The organism is Jannaschia sp. 2305UL9-9 (genome assembly GCF_041403465.1).
In the GTDB taxonomy this organism is placed as follows: domain Bacteria; phylum Pseudomonadota; class Alphaproteobacteria; order Rhodobacterales; family Rhodobacteraceae; genus Jannaschia.
On sequence record NZ_JBGEHM010000001.1, the window covers coordinates 1,414,398 to 1,432,284 of the forward strand.

Sequence of the window (17,887 nt, forward strand, 5' to 3'; positions counted from 1 at the left end):
CTGATGGAGACGTCACGAGAACAGCGCCGGAAAGGGCGGGACATGAACAAACCCACCGACAACCCCGCCGATCCGTTCAAGAAGGCGCTGGCCGAAGCCACCAAGACGATGGCCGACGATCCCGAACTGGCGGTCACCTATTCCGTCGATCCACCGGGCAAGACGAACGACGCCGTCCGCCTGCCACAGGTCAGCCGCCGTATGACCCGCGACGAGGTGCTGCTGGCCCGTGGGACGGCCGACGCCTTCGCCCTGCGCCACCGTCACCACGACGCCGCCACCAACGCCCGCTATCTGCCGCAGGGCAACATGGCGCGGGAGTTGTACGAGGCGATGGAAACCGCGCGCTGCGAAGCGGTGGGCGCGCGCGACATGCCGGGCACGGCAGGCAACATCGACGCCAAGATCGCGACCGAGACCGCGCGCAAGGGCTACGGCGAGATTACCGACAAGGCGCAGGCCCCGCTGGCCGCCGCCGCCGGGTACTACATCCGCGAAATGGCGACCGGGCGGCCCCTGCCGAAAGGGGCCGACAACGTCCTGAACCTGTGGCGGGATTTCATCGAAGGCGCGACCGGCGACCGGTTGGACAACGTCAACGACGTGCTGGCCGATCAGGCAGCTTTCGCACGCCTTGCGCGGCAATTGATCGACGACCTCGGATACGGCGACCAACTGGGCGATGACCCGGACATGGACGACGATCAGGACGACGAGGGCCAGACCGAGGAAGAGGAGGAGGAACCCGAATCCACCGGCTCCGACGATGAGGACGAGGAAGACGCCGAAGCCTCGCCGGAGCAGAGCCAGGAACAGCAGGACGATCCCTCTCAGGCGCAGGTGTCGATGGACGACATGGCCGATCAGGAAGCCGGCGAAGAGGCAGAGATGCCCGAGGCCGACGACACGATGGAGCCGCCGCCCCCGCAGCCGATCTCGGACGCCGATCCCAATTATACCGTCTACGTCACCGACCATGATGAAGTCGTCGGCGCCGAGGAGTTGGCCGAACCGCAGGAGTTGGAACGCCTGCGCGCCTATCTCGATCAGCAGCTGGAACCGCTGAAGGGTGCCGTCTCGCGGCTTGCCAACAAGTTGCAGCGCCGCCTGCAGGCGCAGCAGAACCGGTCGTGGGAATTCGACCTCGAGGAAGGCATGCTGGACGCCGGTCGCCTTGCGCGCGTCGTCGCCAACCCCACGACGCCGCTGTCGTTCAAGATGGAGCATGACACCGAATTCCGCGACACCTGCGTGACGCTGCTGCTCGACAACTCCGGCTCCATGCGGGGGCGGCCGATCTCCATCGCCGCGATCTGTGCCGATGTCTTGGCCCGCACGCTGGAGCGGTGCGGCGTCAAGGTCGAGATCCTCGGATTTACCACGCGTGCGTGGAAGGGCGGGATGTCGCGCGAAACCTGGCTCAAGGATGGTCGACCGCAGGCCCCGGGGCGCCTGAACGATCTGCGCCACATCATCTACAAATCCGCCGATGCGCCATGGCGCCGGGTGCGGCCCAATCTGGGGTTGATGATGAAGGAAGGCCTGCTCAAGGAAAACATCGACGGCGAGGCGCTGGAATGGGCGCACCGCCGGATGCTGGCCCGGACAGAGGCACGCAAGATCCTGATGGTCATTTCGGATGGTGCGCCGGTCGACGACAGCACCCTGTCCGTGAACCCGGCCAATTACCTCGAGAAACATCTGCGCGACGTCATCGCCATGGTCGAAAAACGCCGTGCGGTCGAATTGCTGGCCATCGGCATCGGCCACGACGTGACACGTTATTACGACCGCGCCGTGACGATCACGGACGTGGAGCAGTTGGCCGGTGCCATGACCGAGCAATTGGCCGCCCTGTTCGACGCCGACCCCCGCAAGCGGGCCCGCGCGATGGGGATGCGCAAGGCCGGTTGACCCACGGGACGCGGTCCGATCCGCGTCTGACGGGGCGACCGGAACCCGGTGGCATGGGACATGCCCGCGCCATCACAACATCTTTGGCTGCAAGGCGCTTGAGGCCTGGCCGAAAGAAAGGGATCGACGATGTTCCAGACCTTCGACGTGACTGCACGCCCGCAGGATGCGGTGCCACGTGTCGCCCGCCTGCGCGCATGGATGGCAAAGACCGGTCTGGACGGATTCATCGTGCCCCGTGCCGATGCCTTCCAGGGGGAATACGTGGCCCCCTGTGACGCGCGCCTTGCATGGATCAGCGGTTTTACCGGGTCCGCCGGTTTCGCGGTCATTCTGGCGGACCGCGCGGCGGTGTTCGCCGATGGCCGATACAAGGTGCAGGTCCGCGTGCAGACCGACCGCGATACGTTCGAGACGGTCGATTGGCCAGCGACGGGTCTGGCCAACTGGTTGCCCGAAGCGGTTCCGAACGGCGGGCGCATCGGTTTCGACCCGTGGCTTCACACGCCGGACGAGATGCAGAAACTGTCCGGGTTGCCGGGGATCACGATGGTTCCGTGCGACAATGGTGTCGACGCCATCTGGGACGACCGCCCACCCCGCCCGCAGGGTCGCGTCACGGCATGGCCCAAAGCGTTGGCCGGCAAGGGAGACGAGACGAAGCGCGCCGAGATTGCCGCCGATATCACCGCCGCCGGAGCGGAGGCTGCGGTATTGACGCAGCCGGAGGCGATCTGCTGGCTGCTCAACATCAGGGGCAGCGATCTGGCGCGCAGCCCTCTGGTCCTTGCCTTCGCAGTCCTGCACGCGGACGGACGCCTCGACCTGTTCTCGGACCCCGAGAAGTTCGCGGACCTCGGGCCCGACCCGGCCATCACCCTGCGGCATTGGGACGATTTCGTTCCGGCCATCGAGGCATTGACCTGCCCCGTCCTTCTGGACCCCAAGACCGCCCCGATTGCCGTGGCCGATGCCTTGTCGCAGGCCACCGTCATTCATGGTGCGGACCCCACCGCCCTTCCGAAAGCCGTCAAGTCCGATGCCGAGATCGCCGCCACGACCGAGGCGCACCTGCGCGACGGCGCGGCGATGGTGCGGTTCCTGCGCTGGCTGGACGAGGACCGGCCCGATGATCTGACCGAGATCGGCGTTGCCCGTGCGCTGGAGGGTTTTCGGCGGGACACCAACCATCTGCAGGATATCAGCTTCGAGACGATCGCGGGATCGGGTCCGAACGGTGCGATCGTCCACTACCGCGTGAACGAGGATACGGACCGTCCGCTGGCGGGTGATCCGGTGATCCTGGTGGATTCGGGGGGGCAATACATCGACGGGACGACCGACATCACCCGGACCATCCCTTTGATGGACCCGCCAGAGGAGGTTTCGCACGCCTTCACGCGCGTGTTGCAGGGGATGATCGCCGTGTCGCGCACGATGTTCCCGCGCGGCGTGACGGGCGCGCATCTGGATGCCCTTGCACGCGCGCCTTTGTGGGCCGAGCATCGCGACTACGACCATGGCACCGGTCACGGGGTCGGTGTCTATCTGGGGGTGCACGAAGGGCCCCAACGGCTGAGCCGGGCCAGCAATGTCGCGTTGCGTCCGGGCATGATCCTGTCCAACGAACCGGGCTATTACCGCGAAGGCGGCTTTGGCATCCGGATCGAAAACCTGATCGTCGTGGTCGAGGCGCAGCGACCCGAGGGCGGCGACGATCGTGACATGCTGGCCTTCGAGACGCTGACGTGGGTGCCCATCGACCGCCGCCTGATCCGCGGCGATCTTCTGTCGCCGGATGAGCGGCGGTGGATCGATGCCTATCATGCCGGCGTGGCCGAACGTCTGGCCCCGCGTCTGGATGGTGCGGACCGCGACTGGCTGATGCGAATGACCGCACCGCTCTGACACTTTCCACCGCGCGCCGGGACGGCTAGGCTCCGCGCGAAACCAGCCAATCCCGCAGGAGTGCCCATGGCCCATATCAAAGTCACGCCTGCCAAAGGCGTCTGGACCGTTCGCAGCAACGACGGCGTTCTGGTCGAATCGCGCGATGCCCTGGCCCTCGCCGAAGGCGACATGGCGCCCGTGATCTATTTCCCGCGGGCGGACGTCGCCATGGCGTTGCTGGAACGGTCAGAAAGCACGACGCGCTGTCCGCACAAGGGCACGGCGAACTACTACTCCTACGTCGGCCAATCCGCATCGATCCCCGATGTCGCCTGGACCTATGAGCATGTCATCAACGACGACGCCAAGGCCATCGAAGGCCACCTTGCGTTCAACAGCTCGCAGTTGACGGTCGAACAGATCTGATTTCCGGCGAAGGGCACGGCCCCTCGCCGGGGTCAGTTCTGACGGATCAGTTTGCCGGGGTTCATGATCCCGTCCGGGTCGATGGCGCGCTTGATGGCGCCCATCACGTCCCAACCCGCGCCATGCTCCCGCTCCATGAAATGCAGCTTGCCAAGGCCCACGCCGTGCTCCCCCGTGGCCGTGCCACCAAGGTCGAGGGCATGGGCGACCATGCGGTCGGACAGGCCCTTGGCCGCGGACAGTTCCTCGGGCGACGCCCGGTCGACAAGAAGGATGGCGTGGTAGTTGCCATCGCCCACGTGACCAAGGATCGGCCCCGGCAGGCCGCTGTCCGCGATATCGGCGGCGGCGTGGTCGATGGCCTCTCCCATGCGGCTGATCGGCACGCAGACATCCGTGACCACGGCGGTCGATCCGGGGCGTGACGCCAGTATGGTATGATAGGCGCGGTGCCGCATCGACCACAGGCGATTGCGGTCCTCTGGCCGGGTGGCCCAGGCATAGCCGCTGCCCCCCGCCTCCGCCGCGACCTCGCCGAAGCGCGCCGCCTCTTCGGCCACGCCCGTGTCGGAGCCGTGGAATTCCATTAGCAGATGCGGCGCCTCGGTGAAGTCGCCGCCGTCGTGGGCGTTCAGGATGGCGGCCGTTGCGGCATCGACGAACTCGATCCGCGCGGGGCGCAGGCCCATCTGCGTCGCCAGGATCACAGTGTCGATGGCGGCGGCGGTGTCGGGAAAGGCACAGATCGCGGCCGACACCGCCTCCGGCTGACCATGAAGGCGCAGGGTCAGCTCCGTGATCAAGCCCAGCGTCCCTTCGGAACCGACGAACAGGCCTGTCAGATCGTAGCCCGCGCTCGACTTCGCGGCCAGCGATCCGGTGCGGATGATGCGGCCGTCGGGCAGCACCACCTCCAGCCCGCGCACCTGATCGCGCATCGTTCCGTATCGCACCGCCGTCGTGCCGGACGCCCGTGTCGCCGCCATGCCGCCAAGCGTGGCGTTGGCGCCCGGATCGACCGGAAACATCAGGCCCGTGGCCCGCAGCGCGGTATTCAGGCCCTCGCGTGTCAGGCCGGGTTGCACCCGGACCAGCATATCCTCGGGCCGTACCTCCAGCACCGCGTCCATGTGCCGGAAATCGACCGTGACACCGCCGCGCGGTGCCGAGGCATGTCCTTCGAGAGAGGAGCCGACACCCCATCCGATCACCGGAACACCATGTGCCGCACAGATCTGAACGATGCGCGCCACTTCCGCGGTGTCCTTCGGGTAGGCCACGGCGTCGGGCGGCATCTCGGCGTGCCAGGTTTCGGATCGCCCGTGCAGGGACAGATCGCTCTTCCCCGTGCTCAGCCGTTCGCCTAGAAAAGTCCGCAGGTCATGTAGCGCGTCGTTCGGGATCATTGCCAGTCCCCTCCCCTGATCACCGGCGTATCTGCCGTGACCGCGCGGATAGGACAAGCAGGTCCGGACGGGGCGCGACCAGCAGCGGGGAGACGACGCGACGTGAGCGACAGCGCCCAGGCCAGACGACCCAGCGCACGGTTGCGCCATGCCTGGGGAATCGTGCGCACGCGCGGCCCGTCGCAGGTGCAATTCTGGTTCATTGCCCTGGTTGTCGGCATTGCCTCCGGCTATGCGGCCGTCGGCTTCATGACGGGTATCCGCGCCTTGCAGGGGTTCCTCTATGGCACGGATGACAGGTTCCACCTGCACAGCTTTGCCGCGACCCTGCCGTGGTGGTGGGTGCTGATCCTGCCCGCGGTCGGGGGACTGGTCGTCGGGTTCCTGCTGACGCGGTTCACGGCGGACGCCCGCGTGCGCGGTGTGGCCGAGGTCATTCAAGGCGCCGCGATGAAGGAGGGCCGGGTCGAACGGCGTGCGGGCCTCGCCTCGGTCGCGGCGTCGTTCATCACCCTGTCGTCCGGTGGCTCATCGGGGCGCGAGGGGCCGGTCGTGCACATGGTGGGCATGATCGCGGGCTGGGTGTCGAACCGCATCAACGCCGACGGCATCACGGGGCGCGACCTGCTGGGCTGCGCGGTGGCCGCCGGGGTGGCGGCATCTTTCAATGCGCCGATTGCCGGGGCGCTGTTCGCGTTGGAGGTGGTGCTGCGCCACTTTGCCGTCCACGCCTTCGCCCCCATCACGATCGCCGCCGTATCCGGGTCGGTCATCAGCAGGGTGCATTTCGGCGACGTCACCGAATTCGCCCTTCCACAGGCGGGCGCATTGGCCTTCTATGTCGAATTGCCCGCGTTCCTGATCCTCGGGCTGACCTGCGGGCTGGTCGCCTTCGTCCTCATGCGCTCGATCTTCTGGGCCGAGGATCTGGGCACGGCGCTGCAGGGTCGGCTGCGTCTGCCCGCGATCCTGCGGCCGGGGGTCGCGGGCCTGATGCTGGGGGCGCTTGCGATATGGTTTCCGCATATCATCGGTGTCGGCTACGAGACGACGTCCCGCGCGCTTTCGGGAACGCTCGTGTTTCACGAAGCCGTGGTCTTCGCGATGCTAAAGGTTGCCGCGGTGTCCATCACCATGGGCGGGCGCATGGGCGGCGGCGTCTTTTCCCCCGCGCTGATGGTGGGCGCGCTGACGGGCCTGGCCTTCGGGATCGTGGCGACCGCCATCCTGCCCGACGTATCCGGGTCCGAGACGCTTTATGCCCTGGCGGGGATGGGCGCGGTCGCGGCGGCGGTCCTGGGCGCACCCATTTCCACAACGCTGATCGTGTTCGAACTGACCGGTGACTGGCAGACGGGGCTTGCCGTGCTGGTTGCGGTCAGCATGTCGACGGCCCTGTCATCGCGGCTTGTCGACCGCAGCTTCTTTCTGACGCAACTGGAACGCCGTGGGATCCATCTTGCGGCCGGACCGCAGGCCTATCTGCTGGCGATGTTCAAGGTATCCTCGGTGATGAAATCGCCCGATCATCCGCGCGCCCCGTCAGAGGACCGCGTCCGCCGTGCCGTGAACGAAGCCCTTTTCGTGGCCCCGTCCGACACGCTGGAAGCTGCCATGCCCCTGTTCGAACGGTCGAACAGCGATTTTCTGGCCGTCGTCCGCCTGTCGGATGCGGCCGCTCCGCCCGAGATCCTGGGCGTGCTGCTGCATGTCGATGCGTTGCGCGTCTACAATCGCGCGCTGGCGGCGACCGCGGCGGAGGAGCATTCCTGAGATTTGCTTCGACCCACTGACGCGGGCCGATCCGCCGGGGGCTCCGCCCCCGGACCCCCGAGGTATTTATGGCCAGAGGAAGGGCGCGTGCTTACATATCGTGGAGGTCTTTCGCGGTCTGACGCGCGACTTGCAGCATGAAGGCCTGTTCGGAGGCGACAAAGAACATCGTGACCCCAAGCGCGCGCAGGCGCGGGCCCGAGGCGGCATCAGGCGCGAAGGTCATGAAGGCCTTGCCATGTTTGGCACAGGCCTTGCCCACATGTTCCATCGCGTCGCGGACCGGGCCGACCGTCTGATCGGTGACGCCGTAGCAGACGGCCAGATCGGCGGGGCCGACGAACAGGCCGTCGATACCGGGGGTGCCGGCGATCTCCTCGGCGGCCTCCACGCCCTCCGGCTCCTCGATCTGGGCGATCACGATGGTTTCGGCGTCCTGCGCCAGCACGTCGGGCATGGGGCGCGTGGCGAAGCCGGCCCAACGGGTGGAGCCCGCGTAACCGCGCCCGCCCTGTCCGAAATGGGCGGCCTTCGCCACGGCGCGGGCTTTTTCGACACTGTCCACGTGCGGAACGACGACGCCATTGGCGCCCCCGTCCAGCGCCTTGAGAATCTCCATCGGCGATCCCGTCGGCACCCGCACGAGGGCGGGCCAGCGCAGCGCGCGGGTGAGCGCGAGGCAGACGTCCATCCGCCCGTGATCGAAAGGCGCGTGTTCGGCGTCGAGGCACAGGAAATCGAGGCCGGACTTGTGCAGCACCTCCACCAGTTCATGCGCCGGGGTCTTGAAGAATGTCCCGGCAAGGATCTCTCCGCCCAGCATGCGTGTCTTGAGGCTCGCGTCGGCCATCCCCTGTCCCTCCCCGTGACTGTCCCGCGCACGAGACCCCGGCGGCGCGGTGCGGTCAAGGGCGGTTGCATGTGGGCACGTCGCGGATAGTGTTCCGCCCAACCCACCGGAGGAGCCCCGATGTCCCTGCCACAAGCCGCCGCGCCGACCGCCACGCCCACGCCACCCAAGGCGATCCTGCCACCCGGCGCCTGCGACACCCATGTGCACATGCTGGGCAGCGAGTTCGCCCTGTCGCCCACCCGGGCCGAGGAACCCGCCGAGGGCACGCTGGAGGAGTGGGCGCAGCGGCTGGAACGGCATCTGGAGGTGCACGGCCTCGACCGTGTCGTCATCGTGCACACCATCCTTTATGGTGCGGACAATGCCGTCACCCTTGCCGCCATCAAGCGGATGGGCGACCGGGCGCGGGGCATCGCCCTCGTCCGCGACGACGTCAGCGATGCGCAGCTGGACGCGCTTCATGCCGCCGGGGTGCGGGGCGTGCGGCTGAACTTCATCCACGGCGGCATCCTGACGTGGGAGGGGGCCAAGGCGATGGCCCCGCGTCTGGCCGAACGGGGGATGCACATCCAGATGCTGATGAACACGCATCTGCACATGGTCGATCTGGCGCCCGACGTGCGCGCCCTGCCCCTGCCCATCGTGTTCGATCACAACGGCTGGCCCGATGTGGCGGCGGGCGTGGCGGAGCCGGGCTTCGAGGTGCTGCGCCAGCTGGTCGCCGACGGGGCGGCGCATGTGAAGCTGTCCGGGCTCAACCGGGTCTGCGACGCACCCTTCGACGCGGTCGCGGGGCATGTGGAGGCATTGGCGCGGGCAAATCCGCAGGCCTGCGTCTGGGCGTCCGATTGGCCGCACATCATGCTGGGCACGGCGCAGAACCCCGATACGGGCGTGATGCTGAACGCCTTTCTCGACGTCGTGACGTCGGAGGCGGATCGCAAGACGATCCTGACCGATGTGCCGGAGCGGCTCTATGGATTTTGACGCGCAGGTCACCGAGGCCGTCGCCCGGATCGACGCCCTGCCCGGTGCGCGCGTCGTGGTCGCCCTTGCCGGGCCACCCGCGTCGGGCAAATCCACCTTGGCGGAAACCCTGGCCGCGCGCACGGGCGGCGCGGTCCTGCCGATGGACGGGTTTCACCTTGATGATCGGGTGCTGACGCCGCGCGGCCTGCGGCCCCGCAAGGGCGCGCCGGAAACGTTCGATATAGGCGGCTTCGCACGTGTCATCGCCGCCCTGCGCGACGGCGCAGAAGTCATTCACCCCGTCTTCGACCGCAGCCGGGAGATCGCGATCGCGGGCGCGGGCGTCATCCCGGCCGAGACGCGCGTGGTCATCGTCGAGGGGAACTGGCTGCTGCTGGATGCGCCCGGCTGGCGCGACGTCGGCCCCTGGGACCTGACCATCCGGCTGGAAGTGCCGGAGGCGGAGTTGCGCGCGCGGCTGGAGGAACGCTGGGCCGGGATGACGCCCGAGGTGCGCGCCGCCAAGATCGATGGCAACGACCTGCCGAATGCGCGGCTGGTGGCGCAGGGATCATGCCCCGCCGACATGGTGATCGGCGGGGCGTGAGGCGTCAGGCCTTGACCGCCTCCATGAAGCGATGGCGGATGACGACCGGGTCCATCGTGATGACCGGCATCTTGGCGTTGCCGCTGTCGCATTTCACGACGATCACGTGCATCTGCTTGCTGTCGATGGCCTTTTGCAGCACCTCGCCGGTGTCCACGTCCTGACATTCTATCACGTTCTCGCAGCCACAGGCCTTGGCCACGCCCGCCAGCGAGGTCTTCTTGCCGGTATAGGTCGGCTGATCGCCGGTGGACCCGTAGGAGCCGTTGTCGATGATCATCAGGATGTAGTTGTCGGCCACATTGTTCGCGATGGTCGGCAGGGTTCCCATGTTCGTCAGGATGGAGCCGTCGCCGTCGATCACGATCACCGTCTTGGGCTGCGACAGGGCGAGACCCAGACCGATGGAGGAGGCCAGACCCATGGTGCCCAGCATGTAGAAGTTGGTCGGCTGATCGTCGATGGCGTGCAATTCCTGGCTCGGGATGCCGATGTTGCAGACGACCAGTTGATCGCGAAGGATGGGCGCGATGTCGCGCAGGATTTCGGAACGGATCATTGGTCGCCGTAGCCTCCCCAGAAGTTGGCGTCGGTCAGGATGGCGACCGGCTTGTTGCACATGAAGGTGTACTTCAGGATGTTGTCGAGCTCCTCGACATCCTTCTGCCAGTGGAAGTGGTAGGTGGGGATGTGGAACTGCGCCAGCAGGGCCTTGGTATGCACCGCCATCTCGACCTGGCAGGCGACCGGCTCGCGCAGCTCTCCACGGTAGGAGATCAGCATCGGCAGCGGCATCCGGTAGAACTGCGTCAGCGTGGCCAGCGTGTTCAGCGTCACGCCCAACGCGGTGTTCTGCATGATGATCATGGGCCGCTTGCCGCCCATCCACGCGCCCGCGCACAGGCCCATGCCCTCGTCTTCCTTGTTGGACGGGATGTGGAAGATCTCCTCGCGGCTCTCCACCTCCTCGATCACGCCGGCGAGTTGCTTGCACGGCACCGTCGTGACGAACGAGATGTCGTTCGCGACGAGGTCGTCACATATCTTCTTGTCGATGTTCAAGGGTTCGGTCCTTCTTGGGCTGACGGGTTCACTGTGGTGTCGGGCGACGTCATTCGGCCGCGCTCAGGTCGAAGGTCTCGCCGGGGAAATACTTGGCCAGACGGATGTCGGCGGTGCGGGCGTGGCCTTCCATCCCCTCCAGCCGCGAAATCCGGGCGGTGGCCAGCGCCACGTCGCGCGACCCTTCGCGGGTGGCCCGCTGCCATGTCACGATCTTCATGTATTTGTGCACCGACAACCCGCCCGTATAGGTCGCCGCCCGGCTGGTCGGCAGGACGTGGTTCGTCCCCGAGGCCTTGTCCCCGAAGGCCACCGTCGTCTCTTCGCCCAGGAACAGCGACCCGTAGCAGGTCAGCCGGTCCAGCCACCAATCCAGATCCCCGGCCTGCACATGCAGATGTTCGGGCGCGTATTCATCGGACGTGGCGGCCATGTCCTCATGGTCGTCGCACAGGATGACCTCGGCGTAATCGCGCCACGCGGCCTCGGCGCTCTGGCGGTTCAGATCGGGCAATTGCGCAATCAACTCCGGCACGCGGGCCATCACGGTTTCCGCCAGATCGCGGCTGTCGGTAACCAGCCAGACAGGCGAGTTGTACCCATGCTCCGCCTGTCCCACGAGGTCGGCGGCCACGATTTCCCTGTCGGCACTGCTGTCGGCAAGGATCAGGGAATCCGTCGGCCCCGCGACCATGTCGATGCCCACGCGACCGAACAGGATGCGCTTGGCCTCGGCCACGAATTGGTTGCCCGGGCCCACCAGAATGTTGGCCTTCGGCAGGCCAAACAACCCGAAGGTCATCGCCGCGATCCCCTGCACCCCGCCCATCGCGAGGATCCTGTGCGCACCGCAGATCCTGGCTGCGTAGACGATCGCGGGTGCGACGCCGACGCCGGGGCGCGGCGGGGAACAGGCCGTGATATGCGCGCATCCCGCGACAGATGCCGTCGTGACCGTCATGATCGCCGAGGCGATATGGCTGTAGCGTCCGCCGGGCACGTAGCACCCCGCCGCCTCGACGGGGATGACCTTCTGCCCCGCGATCAGGCCGGGCACGATCTCGACTTCCACGTCCTGCATCGTGGTCTTCTGCATCTCGGCAAAGCGGCGCACGTTGTCATGGGCGAAGCGGATATCGGCCTTCAGCCTTTCGGGCACCTGTGCACAGGCGGCCTCGATCTCTGCCTCACTCATCACGACGGCGCCGTCGTAGCCATCGAACTTGGCCGCATAAGCCAGCGCCGCCTCGTCGCCCCCTGCCTCGATATCGTCGAGGATCCTTCTTACCGTCTGCGAAACGTCGGCGGCGTCAGAACGTGCGGTCAGGGCCGCCTTCTTGAGATAGCTGCGCGCCATTGCTGTCCCTTTCATCGAGTCGGAAGCGTTCGATACGCGTGTAAGCGCTTGCATTGCGCAATGCAAGCGCTTACATTTCCACCATGGATACCCCTGCCCCCGATCGCCTGCCCACACTTGCGGATGTTGCCGCGCGCGCGGGCGTGTCGACGGCGACCGTGTCCCGATGCCTCAACGATCCCGCACGCGTGCAGAAGGCGACCCGCCAGAAGATCACCGAGGCCGTGACCGCGCTTGGCTATTCCCCGAACTTCGGCGCGCGGGCGCTGGCCGCCAAACGCACCGACACGATCGGTGCGATCATCCCGACGCTGGACAATTCGATCTTTGCGCGCGGACTACAGGCGTTTCAATCCGCGCTGGTGGATCATGGCATGACGCTGCTGCTGGCCTCATCCTCCTTCCGTCCGGATCTGGAAGCGGCGCAGATCCGTACCCTTGTCGCACGCGGGGCGGATGGGCTGATGCTGATCGGTCATGAACGCGATCCGGCGCTCTATGACTTTCTGGAACGTCAGGGCGTGCCGGTCCTCGTGTCCTGGGTGCATGCCCCGGAACAGCCACGTGCCTCGGTCGGGTTCGACAATCGCGCCGCGATGACCGCGATGGCCCATGCCGTGATCGACCGGGGGCACCGACGGTTGGCGACGATTTCGGGATATACGCAGGCCAATGACAGGACGCGCGACCGTGTTGCGGGCATACGCGACGCAATGGTCGATCGGGGCCTCAACCCGGGGACCTTGCAGGTGGTCGAGACGCACTACGGCATCGAAACCGGTGCCCGCGCCTTTTCGCAGGTGATGGGCAACGAACAGCCCCCGACCGCCGTGATCTGCGGCAACGACCTCCTCGCATTGGGCGCCATGCGACAGGCTCGCCGCCTTGGCCTGTCGGTGCCGGGCGACGTCTCGGTCACGGGCTTCGACGATATGGAACTGTCATCGATTGCGGATCCGCCCTTGGCCACGGTGCGCATTCCCCACGCCGAAATGGGGACGCAGGCGGCTGGCATGCTGACGCAGATGGTGCGTGGCGGCGCGCGGCCCGAAAGCGTGGCCCTGCCGTGTGACTTGTGCCTGCGCGCCTCGCTGGGCCCCGTTCCGGGCTAAGCTCTATTCCCCTCAGACAACCGATGCCTTGAGGCGGAACGGCGCGGTTACGCCCGCGGCTGGTCCGAACCATGCGCTGATCGTGAAACGGGGTCGATATCGCCCCTGCGGGTGCAATCCGGCGGAAAGCTAGCGCAGCGCCGCCAGCGACGTACCGCCCACACCGCGCACCCAGTCACGGATCAAGGCACGTTCGTCCGCCGTCATGTCGGTGATGTTCGCAGGCGGCATGGCGTGGCTGACACCCGCCTGAAGGTAAATCTGGCGCGCGTGCAAGGCAACATCGCCCTCCGTCTCAAGGTGCACGCCCTTGGGGGCCCAATGCATTCCGTCCCACACCGGTTCGCGCGCATGACACATGGAGCAGCGGCCAAGCACGACATCCGCCGCGGCATCGAAGCCATCGGCATCGGCAAAACGCTGCGCTGCCGGCGGCAGGGCTGCGCCTTCGATGGCGTCGTAATCCCCATCCCAAGACGACACCGTCGAGAGCCAGGCCATCAGAACGAACAGGACGGCCGTCGCGCCCCAGGTCCAGACCGGCCCCTCGCCGGTTGCATGCAGCGTGTTGAAATAATGCCGGATCGTCACCCCCGTCAGGAACACGAGGCACGCGATGATCCACGCATACTGCGTCCCGAAAGCCAGCGGATAGTGGTTCGACAGCATCAGGAACAGCACGGGTAGGGTCAGGTAGTTGTTGTGCGTCGAGCGCAGCTTGGCGATCTGTCCATACTTGGCATCCGGCCTGCGCCCTGCTTTCAGGTCGGCGATCACGATGCGCTGGTTCGGCATGATGATGAAGAACACGTTCGCGGACATGATCGTCGCCGTCATCGCCCCCAGATGCAGCAATGCGGCCCGTCCCGTGAACACCTGATTCAAGGCCCAGCTGGCCAGACAGATTCCCGCGAACAGGACCAGCATCACCGCCGTCGGCTGCGACTTCAGGGGGGATTTGCACAAGGCATCATAGCCGACCCAGCCAACACCGATGAACGCGGCGGACAGGGCGATGGCCTGCCATGTGGCCAGATCCGCCTTTGCCGGATCGATCAGGAACAATTCGGCCCCCGCCCAGTAGACGATCGCCAACAGGGCCGCCCCGGACAGCCACGTCGAATAGGCCTGCCACTTGTGCCAGGTCAGATGTTCGGGCAGGCGATCGGGTGCCACGAGGTACTTGGTCGTGTGATAGAAACCACCGCCGTGGACTTCCCACTCCTCGCCGTAGGCACCGGCGGGCATGTCGGGTGCCTTGCGCAGGCCGAGATCCAGCGCGATGAAATAGAAGCTGGCCCCGATCCATGCGATACCGGTGATGACGTGCAGCCACCGAACGGCAAAAGCGATCCAGTCCCACAGGATAGCGAGGTCGTACATTGAGGCACCTTCGGTCAGTCGGAAACCGCGCCGCCGCCGGGACAGGACCGACGGGGCACCGGATCAGGTTAGGCAGATCCGTCGGGAATGAAAACCGGCGTCGGGCTTCCCCGTGGCGCGGATGCCGCGCCGCCCGGCGTCATGACCCGCGATAGGTCGAATAGCCGAAGGGCGACAGCAAAAGGGGCACGTGGTAATGCGCGTCCTCTGTCATGCCGAACCGGATCGGCACCTCGTCGAGGAACAGGACATCGCCCCCGGCCCCCTGTCGCCGCAGATAATCGCCCGCATGGAAGATCAGCTCATAGGTCCCGGTGCCGAACTCCGCCTCGGGCAGGATGGGTGCATCGGTGCGACCGTCGGAATTGGTCACGGCCTCCGCGATCTTGCGGTGCGAATTGCCCGACACCCGGTAGAGAGAGATGGCAATCCCGTCCGCGGGACAGCCCCGCGCGGTATCGAGGACATGGGTTGTCAGGTATCCGGCCATTGGAACGCTCCGATCAGTTTTGCCGCAGCCTACCGCAGCCGCGCGCGGGGGACAGGGGCAATCCTGCATCGGACCGGCATTGGGGATGACAGGCCGTTGCTGCCATGGCAGCAGGAAGGCCCTGCAATGACCCTTCGGAGGGGACCGCGACATGACCCGCACCATTCACGCGCAGCCGCTGACGAAACAGGCCTTCGCCCCCTTTGGCGACGTGCTGGACGTGGCTGACCCGCCCGACAAGATGATCAACGCAGGCATGTGTGGCCGTCATCACGACCGCGCGCGACTGGACATGTCGGACGGGCGCGCGGGCATCAGCCTGTTCGACGCGACGCCCCGCACCCTGCCCTATGTTCTGGACCTGCTGGAACGGCACCCGGAGGGCAGCCAGTGTTTCGTGCCGATGCATCAGAACGAATGGCTGATCACCGTCGCGCCCGATGACGGCGGGCGACCGGGCACGCCGGTCTCGTTCATCGTCGCGCCGGGGCAGGCCGTGAACCTGCATCGCGGCACCTGGCACGGGGTTCTGACACCCCTGCATGCGCCCGGCCTGTTCGCCGTGATCGACCGTATCGGTGAGGGCGCAAATCTGGAGGAGGTGCCGATCGATCCCCCCTACGTCGTGGACCGCGGCTAGACCGGTCAGAACCCCTTGCCGCGCGCGGTCACGGGCCACAGCACCTCGACACGGTCGCCGCGCATACCGACGTACCAGTCGTGCAGGTTGCAGGTCGGATCGCAATGTCCGGGGACAAGCCGCAGCAGGTCGTTCAGGGACAGCGTGCCGTCCGGATCCCGTATGTTGCCATGCTCATCCGAGCAATCGGCATAGATCAGGTCCGGACGCCCGAAAACCGTAGGCAGCCCCGAGTCGACGGCATGGGCCTTGTGCCCCGCATCCACGATCGCCAGCCCCGGTTGGGCGACCGACATCACCGACGTCAGAACGAACAACGCGTTGTGCCAGCTGTCCGCATCCAGCCGTTCGCCCGCGCTGTCGGTCAGGCGGCCATAATCGGCGTCCATGAAGGCATAGCTACCGCATTGCACTTCGTTGAAGACGCCGGAGGCCACGTCGAACGGAAAGCTGCCGGTGCCGCCGCCGCCGATGATGTCGCAGGACAGGCCCGCTTGCGTCAGCGCGGTGACGGTCCGGCGGGCAATCCCCGCGGTGGCTGCGGCGGCTTCACGCCGGGCCTCGTGGGTTGGCAGATGCTGCATCGCCCCCTGATAGACCTGCACCCCCGCAAACCGCAGACCTGCCGCCTCGGCGATCAGGCGGGCAAGGTCGACGGCCTGCGCCGGGGATACGACACCACAACGCCGCGCGCCGCATTCGACCTCCACAAGGCATTCGATGGTCGTGCCCGCCGCGACGGCCGCCGCCGACAAGGCCGCGATATTCCCCGCATCGTCCACGCAACAGATGATGCGCGCCCCAAGATGCGGCAGCGCGGCCAGCCGCGCGATCTTGGCGGGCTGCGTCACCTGATTGCTGACAAGGATGTCGGTGATGCCACCACGGGCAAAAGCTTCGGCCTCCGACACCTTTTGACAGCAGACGCCGCAGGCCCCGCCAAGATCCTGCTGCAAGCGTTGAACATCGACGGATTTGTGCATCTTGCCGTGGCTTCGGTGACGGACACCGTGGGCGTGCAGGATGTCGCCCATGCGGCGCACATTCCGCTCCAACGCATCCAGATCGAGGATCAGGCATGGCGTCTGCACCTGGTCGAAGGTCATCCCCGGCAGGGCCGGAATGTCATATCCGACCTCCAGCCCCGCCAGATCGTCACCTGCCCCCATCACAGGACCGCGTGCCGATTGACGTCCTTGTAGAGCAGGTATCGGAACGGCCCCGGCCCCCCGGCATAGCACGCCTGGGGGCAGAACGCCCGCAGCCACATGAAATCGCCTGCCTCCACCTCGACCCAATCATCGTTCAGGCGATAGACGGCCTTTCCCTCCAACACGTAGAGGCCGTGCTCCATGACATGCGTTTCCAGAAACGGAATGACGCCGCCGGGCTGAAAGGTGACGACGGTGACATGCATGTCATGCCCCATGTCGGCGGGGTCGTGGAACCGGGTCGTCGCCCAGGCCCCGTTCGTGTCCGGCATCACGCTGGGCGCGACGTCGGCGTCCGAGGTGAAGATCGCATCCGGCACGGGCACGCCATCGACCGGCTGATACCGTTTGCGGATCCAGTGGAACCGCGCGACGGCATCGCCGCCGTTGCGCAGGGACCAATCCGCACCGGGCGGCAACCACGCATAGCCGCCGGCGGTCAGGTCATGGACCACACCATCCAGCGTCACCGAAATGGTCCCCTCGACCACGAACAGGGCGGCCTGCGCGCCCGGATCGCTTTCGGGCCGGTCCGACCCGCCGCCAGGCCCGACTTCCATGATGTATTGGCTGAAGGTCTCGGCAAAGCCGCTGAGGGGACGCGCCAGAACCCAGAGCCGGGTCTCGGACCAATGGGGCAGGAAACTGGTCACGATATCGCGCATCACCCCCTTGGGGATCACGGCGTAGGCGGTTTTGAAGACCGCGCGGTCGGTCAGAAGCTGCGTCTGTGGCGGATGCCCCCCTGTCGGGGCGTGATAGGGATGTGTCATCGTCTCTCCGGAGTGTGGCCA

General features: G+C 66.5%; 17 protein-coding genes. 8 read left to right on the plus strand and 9 right to left on the minus strand.

Annotated elements, in window-relative coordinates; all coding sequences use genetic code 11:
* Window positions 1–42 precede the first annotated feature (42 nt).
* The 3 genes from cobT (at window position 43) to V6N07_RS06950 (ending at window position 4,230) form a co-directional block, all read left to right on the plus strand.
* The gene (gene cobT / locus V6N07_RS06940; protein WP_371155062.1) at window positions 43–1,914 is read left to right on the plus strand and encodes a cobaltochelatase subunit CobT; all 1,872 of its coding nucleotides are present in this window, start codon (window positions 43–45) and stop codon (window positions 1,912–1,914) included.
* Window positions 1,915–2,043: 129 nt separating this feature from the next.
* Entirely contained in the window at window positions 2,044–3,822 is a 1,779-nt protein-coding gene (locus V6N07_RS06945; protein ID WP_371155064.1) for an aminopeptidase P family protein, read from the plus strand.
* A gap of 66 nt (window positions 3,823–3,888) precedes the next feature.
* A complete protein-coding gene (locus V6N07_RS06950; RefSeq protein WP_371155066.1) occupies window positions 3,889–4,230 on the plus strand; it encodes a DUF427 domain-containing protein in 342 nt (113 codons plus the stop codon).
* Between the two features lie 32 nt (window positions 4,231–4,262).
* Here V6N07_RS06950 and V6N07_RS06955 read toward each other — a convergent pair whose 3' ends face one another.
* Window positions 4,263–5,636 carry an FAD-binding oxidoreductase gene (locus V6N07_RS06955; RefSeq protein ID WP_371155068.1) on the minus strand — a complete coding sequence of 458 codons (1,374 nt, stop codon included), beginning with the start codon at window positions 5,634–5,636 and terminating at the stop codon, window positions 4,263–4,265.
* A gap of 102 nt (window positions 5,637–5,738) precedes the next feature.
* Between V6N07_RS06955 and V6N07_RS06960 the strand changes: the two genes are divergently transcribed.
* The gene (locus V6N07_RS06960; RefSeq protein WP_371155070.1) at window positions 5,739–7,409 is read left to right on the plus strand and encodes a chloride channel protein; all 1,671 of its coding nucleotides are present in this window, start codon (window positions 5,739–5,741) and stop codon (window positions 7,407–7,409) included.
* A 91-nt stretch (window positions 7,410–7,500) separates the two neighbouring features.
* On the opposite strand, the gene V6N07_RS06965 is transcribed toward V6N07_RS06960, so the two are convergent.
* Window positions 7,501–8,259, minus strand: coding sequence for an HpcH/HpaI aldolase/citrate lyase family protein (locus V6N07_RS06965; protein ID WP_371155072.1), 759 nt, complete (start codon window positions 8,257–8,259; stop codon window positions 7,501–7,503).
* Window positions 8,260–8,379: 120 nt separating this feature from the next.
* Between V6N07_RS06965 and V6N07_RS06970 the strand changes: the two genes are divergently transcribed.
* Window positions 8,380–9,249 carry an amidohydrolase gene (locus tag V6N07_RS06970; RefSeq protein ID WP_371155074.1) on the plus strand — a complete coding sequence of 290 codons (870 nt, stop codon included), beginning with the start codon at window positions 8,380–8,382 and terminating at the stop codon, window positions 9,247–9,249.
* On the plus strand, window positions 9,239–9,838 hold the full coding sequence (locus V6N07_RS06975; protein ID WP_371155076.1) for an AAA family ATPase: 600 nt from the start codon (window positions 9,239–9,241) through the stop codon (window positions 9,836–9,838). The genes V6N07_RS06970 and V6N07_RS06975 overlap by 11 nt, the downstream gene beginning before the upstream one ends.
* 4 nt (window positions 9,839–9,842) lie before the next feature.
* Here the strand turns inward: V6N07_RS06975 and comE are convergent, their stop codons facing one another.
* From comE to hisD, 3 genes are read right to left on the minus strand one after another with little or no spacing between them, the layout of a single operon-like run.
* Window positions 9,843–10,397 carry a sulfopyruvate decarboxylase subunit beta gene (gene comE / locus V6N07_RS06980; RefSeq protein WP_371155078.1) on the minus strand — a complete coding sequence of 185 codons (555 nt, stop codon included), beginning with the start codon at window positions 10,395–10,397 and terminating at the stop codon, window positions 9,843–9,845.
* Window positions 10,394–10,900: a sulfopyruvate decarboxylase subunit alpha gene (locus V6N07_RS06985; RefSeq protein ID WP_371155080.1), complete on the minus strand. Its 507-nt coding sequence runs from the start codon at window positions 10,898–10,900 to the stop codon at window positions 10,394–10,396. Before V6N07_RS06985 ends, comE begins: the two co-directional genes overlap by 4 nt.
* Before the next feature lie 49 nt (window positions 10,901–10,949).
* Complete coding sequence (gene hisD / locus V6N07_RS06990) at window positions 10,950–12,257, minus strand: histidinol dehydrogenase (protein ID WP_371155400.1); 1,308 nt, start codon at window positions 12,255–12,257, stop codon at window positions 10,950–10,952.
* 83 nt (window positions 12,258–12,340) lie between these two features.
* Between hisD and V6N07_RS06995 the strand changes: the two genes are divergently transcribed.
* Window positions 12,341–13,369, plus strand: a complete 1,029-nt coding sequence (locus V6N07_RS06995; protein ID WP_371155082.1) for a LacI family DNA-binding transcriptional regulator — start codon at window positions 12,341–12,343, stop codon at window positions 13,367–13,369.
* 129 nt (window positions 13,370–13,498) lie between these two features.
* Here V6N07_RS06995 and V6N07_RS07000 read toward each other — a convergent pair whose 3' ends face one another.
* Window positions 13,499–14,752 (minus strand): urate hydroxylase PuuD, encoded by a 1,254-nt coding sequence (locus V6N07_RS07000; protein WP_371155084.1) that lies wholly within the window; start codon window positions 14,750–14,752, stop codon window positions 13,499–13,501.
* 139 nt (window positions 14,753–14,891) lie between these two features.
* The gene (uraH, locus tag V6N07_RS07005) at window positions 14,892–15,242 is read right to left on the minus strand and encodes a hydroxyisourate hydrolase (protein ID WP_371155086.1); all 351 of its coding nucleotides are present in this window, start codon (window positions 15,240–15,242) and stop codon (window positions 14,892–14,894) included.
* 151 nt (window positions 15,243–15,393) lie between these two features.
* On the opposite strand from uraH, the gene V6N07_RS07010 reads away from it, so the two are divergent.
* Window positions 15,394–15,882, plus strand: a complete 489-nt coding sequence (locus V6N07_RS07010) for an ureidoglycolate lyase (RefSeq protein ID WP_371155088.1) — start codon at window positions 15,394–15,396, stop codon at window positions 15,880–15,882.
* Window positions 15,883–15,887: 5 nt separating this feature from the next.
* On the opposite strand, the gene V6N07_RS07015 is transcribed toward V6N07_RS07010, so the two are convergent.
* Together V6N07_RS07015 and V6N07_RS07020 are read right to left on the minus strand one after the other, a co-directional pair.
* The gene (locus V6N07_RS07015) at window positions 15,888–17,051 is read right to left on the minus strand and encodes a DSD1 family PLP-dependent enzyme (RefSeq protein WP_371155402.1); all 1,164 of its coding nucleotides are present in this window, start codon (window positions 17,049–17,051) and stop codon (window positions 15,888–15,890) included.
* Window positions 17,051–17,866, minus strand: a complete 816-nt coding sequence (locus V6N07_RS07020; protein ID WP_371155089.1) for a bifunctional allantoicase/(S)-ureidoglycine aminohydrolase — start codon at window positions 17,864–17,866, stop codon at window positions 17,051–17,053. Before V6N07_RS07020 ends, V6N07_RS07015 begins: the two co-directional genes overlap by 1 nt.
* Window positions 17,867–17,887 lie beyond the last annotated feature (21 nt).

Coding starts and splice junctions, on each gene's coding strand:
- cobT (WP_371155062.1), top strand. CDS start 43: ATGAACAAACCCACCGACAACCCCGCCGATCCGTTCAAGAAGGCGCTG.
- V6N07_RS06945 (WP_371155064.1), top strand. CDS start 2,044: ATGTTCCAGACCTTCGACGTGACTGCACGCCCGCAGGATGCGGTGCCA.
- V6N07_RS06950 (WP_371155066.1), top strand. CDS start 3,889: ATGGCCCATATCAAAGTCACGCCTGCCAAAGGCGTCTGGACCGTTCGC.
- V6N07_RS06955 (WP_371155068.1), bottom strand. CDS start 5,636: ATGATCCCGAACGACGCGCTACATGACCTGCGGACTTTTCTAGGCGAA.
- V6N07_RS06965 (WP_371155072.1), bottom strand. CDS start 8,259: ATGGCCGACGCGAGCCTCAAGACACGCATGCTGGGCGGAGAGATCCTT.
- V6N07_RS06970 (WP_371155074.1), top strand. CDS start 8,380: ATGTCCCTGCCACAAGCCGCCGCGCCGACCGCCACGCCCACGCCACCC.
- V6N07_RS06975 (WP_371155076.1), top strand. CDS start 9,239: ATGGATTTTGACGCGCAGGTCACCGAGGCCGTCGCCCGGATCGACGCC.
- comE (WP_371155078.1), bottom strand. CDS start 10,397: ATGATCCGTTCCGAAATCCTGCGCGACATCGCGCCCATCCTTCGCGAT.
- hisD (WP_371155400.1), bottom strand. CDS start 12,257: ATGGCGCGCAGCTATCTCAAGAAGGCGGCCCTGACCGCACGTTCTGAC.
- V6N07_RS06995 (WP_371155082.1), top strand. CDS start 12,341: ATGGATACCCCTGCCCCCGATCGCCTGCCCACACTTGCGGATGTTGCC.
- V6N07_RS07000 (WP_371155084.1), bottom strand. CDS start 14,752: ATGTACGACCTCGCTATCCTGTGGGACTGGATCGCTTTTGCCGTTCGG.
- uraH (WP_371155086.1), bottom strand. CDS start 15,242: ATGGCCGGATACCTGACAACCCATGTCCTCGATACCGCGCGGGGCTGT.
- V6N07_RS07010 (WP_371155088.1), top strand. CDS start 15,394: ATGACCCGCACCATTCACGCGCAGCCGCTGACGAAACAGGCCTTCGCC.
- V6N07_RS07015 (WP_371155402.1), bottom strand. CDS start 17,051: ATGGGGGCAGGTGACGATCTGGCGGGGCTGGAGGTCGGATATGACATT.
- V6N07_RS07020 (WP_371155089.1), bottom strand. CDS start 17,866: ATGACACATCCCTATCACGCCCCGACAGGGGGGCATCCGCCACAGACG.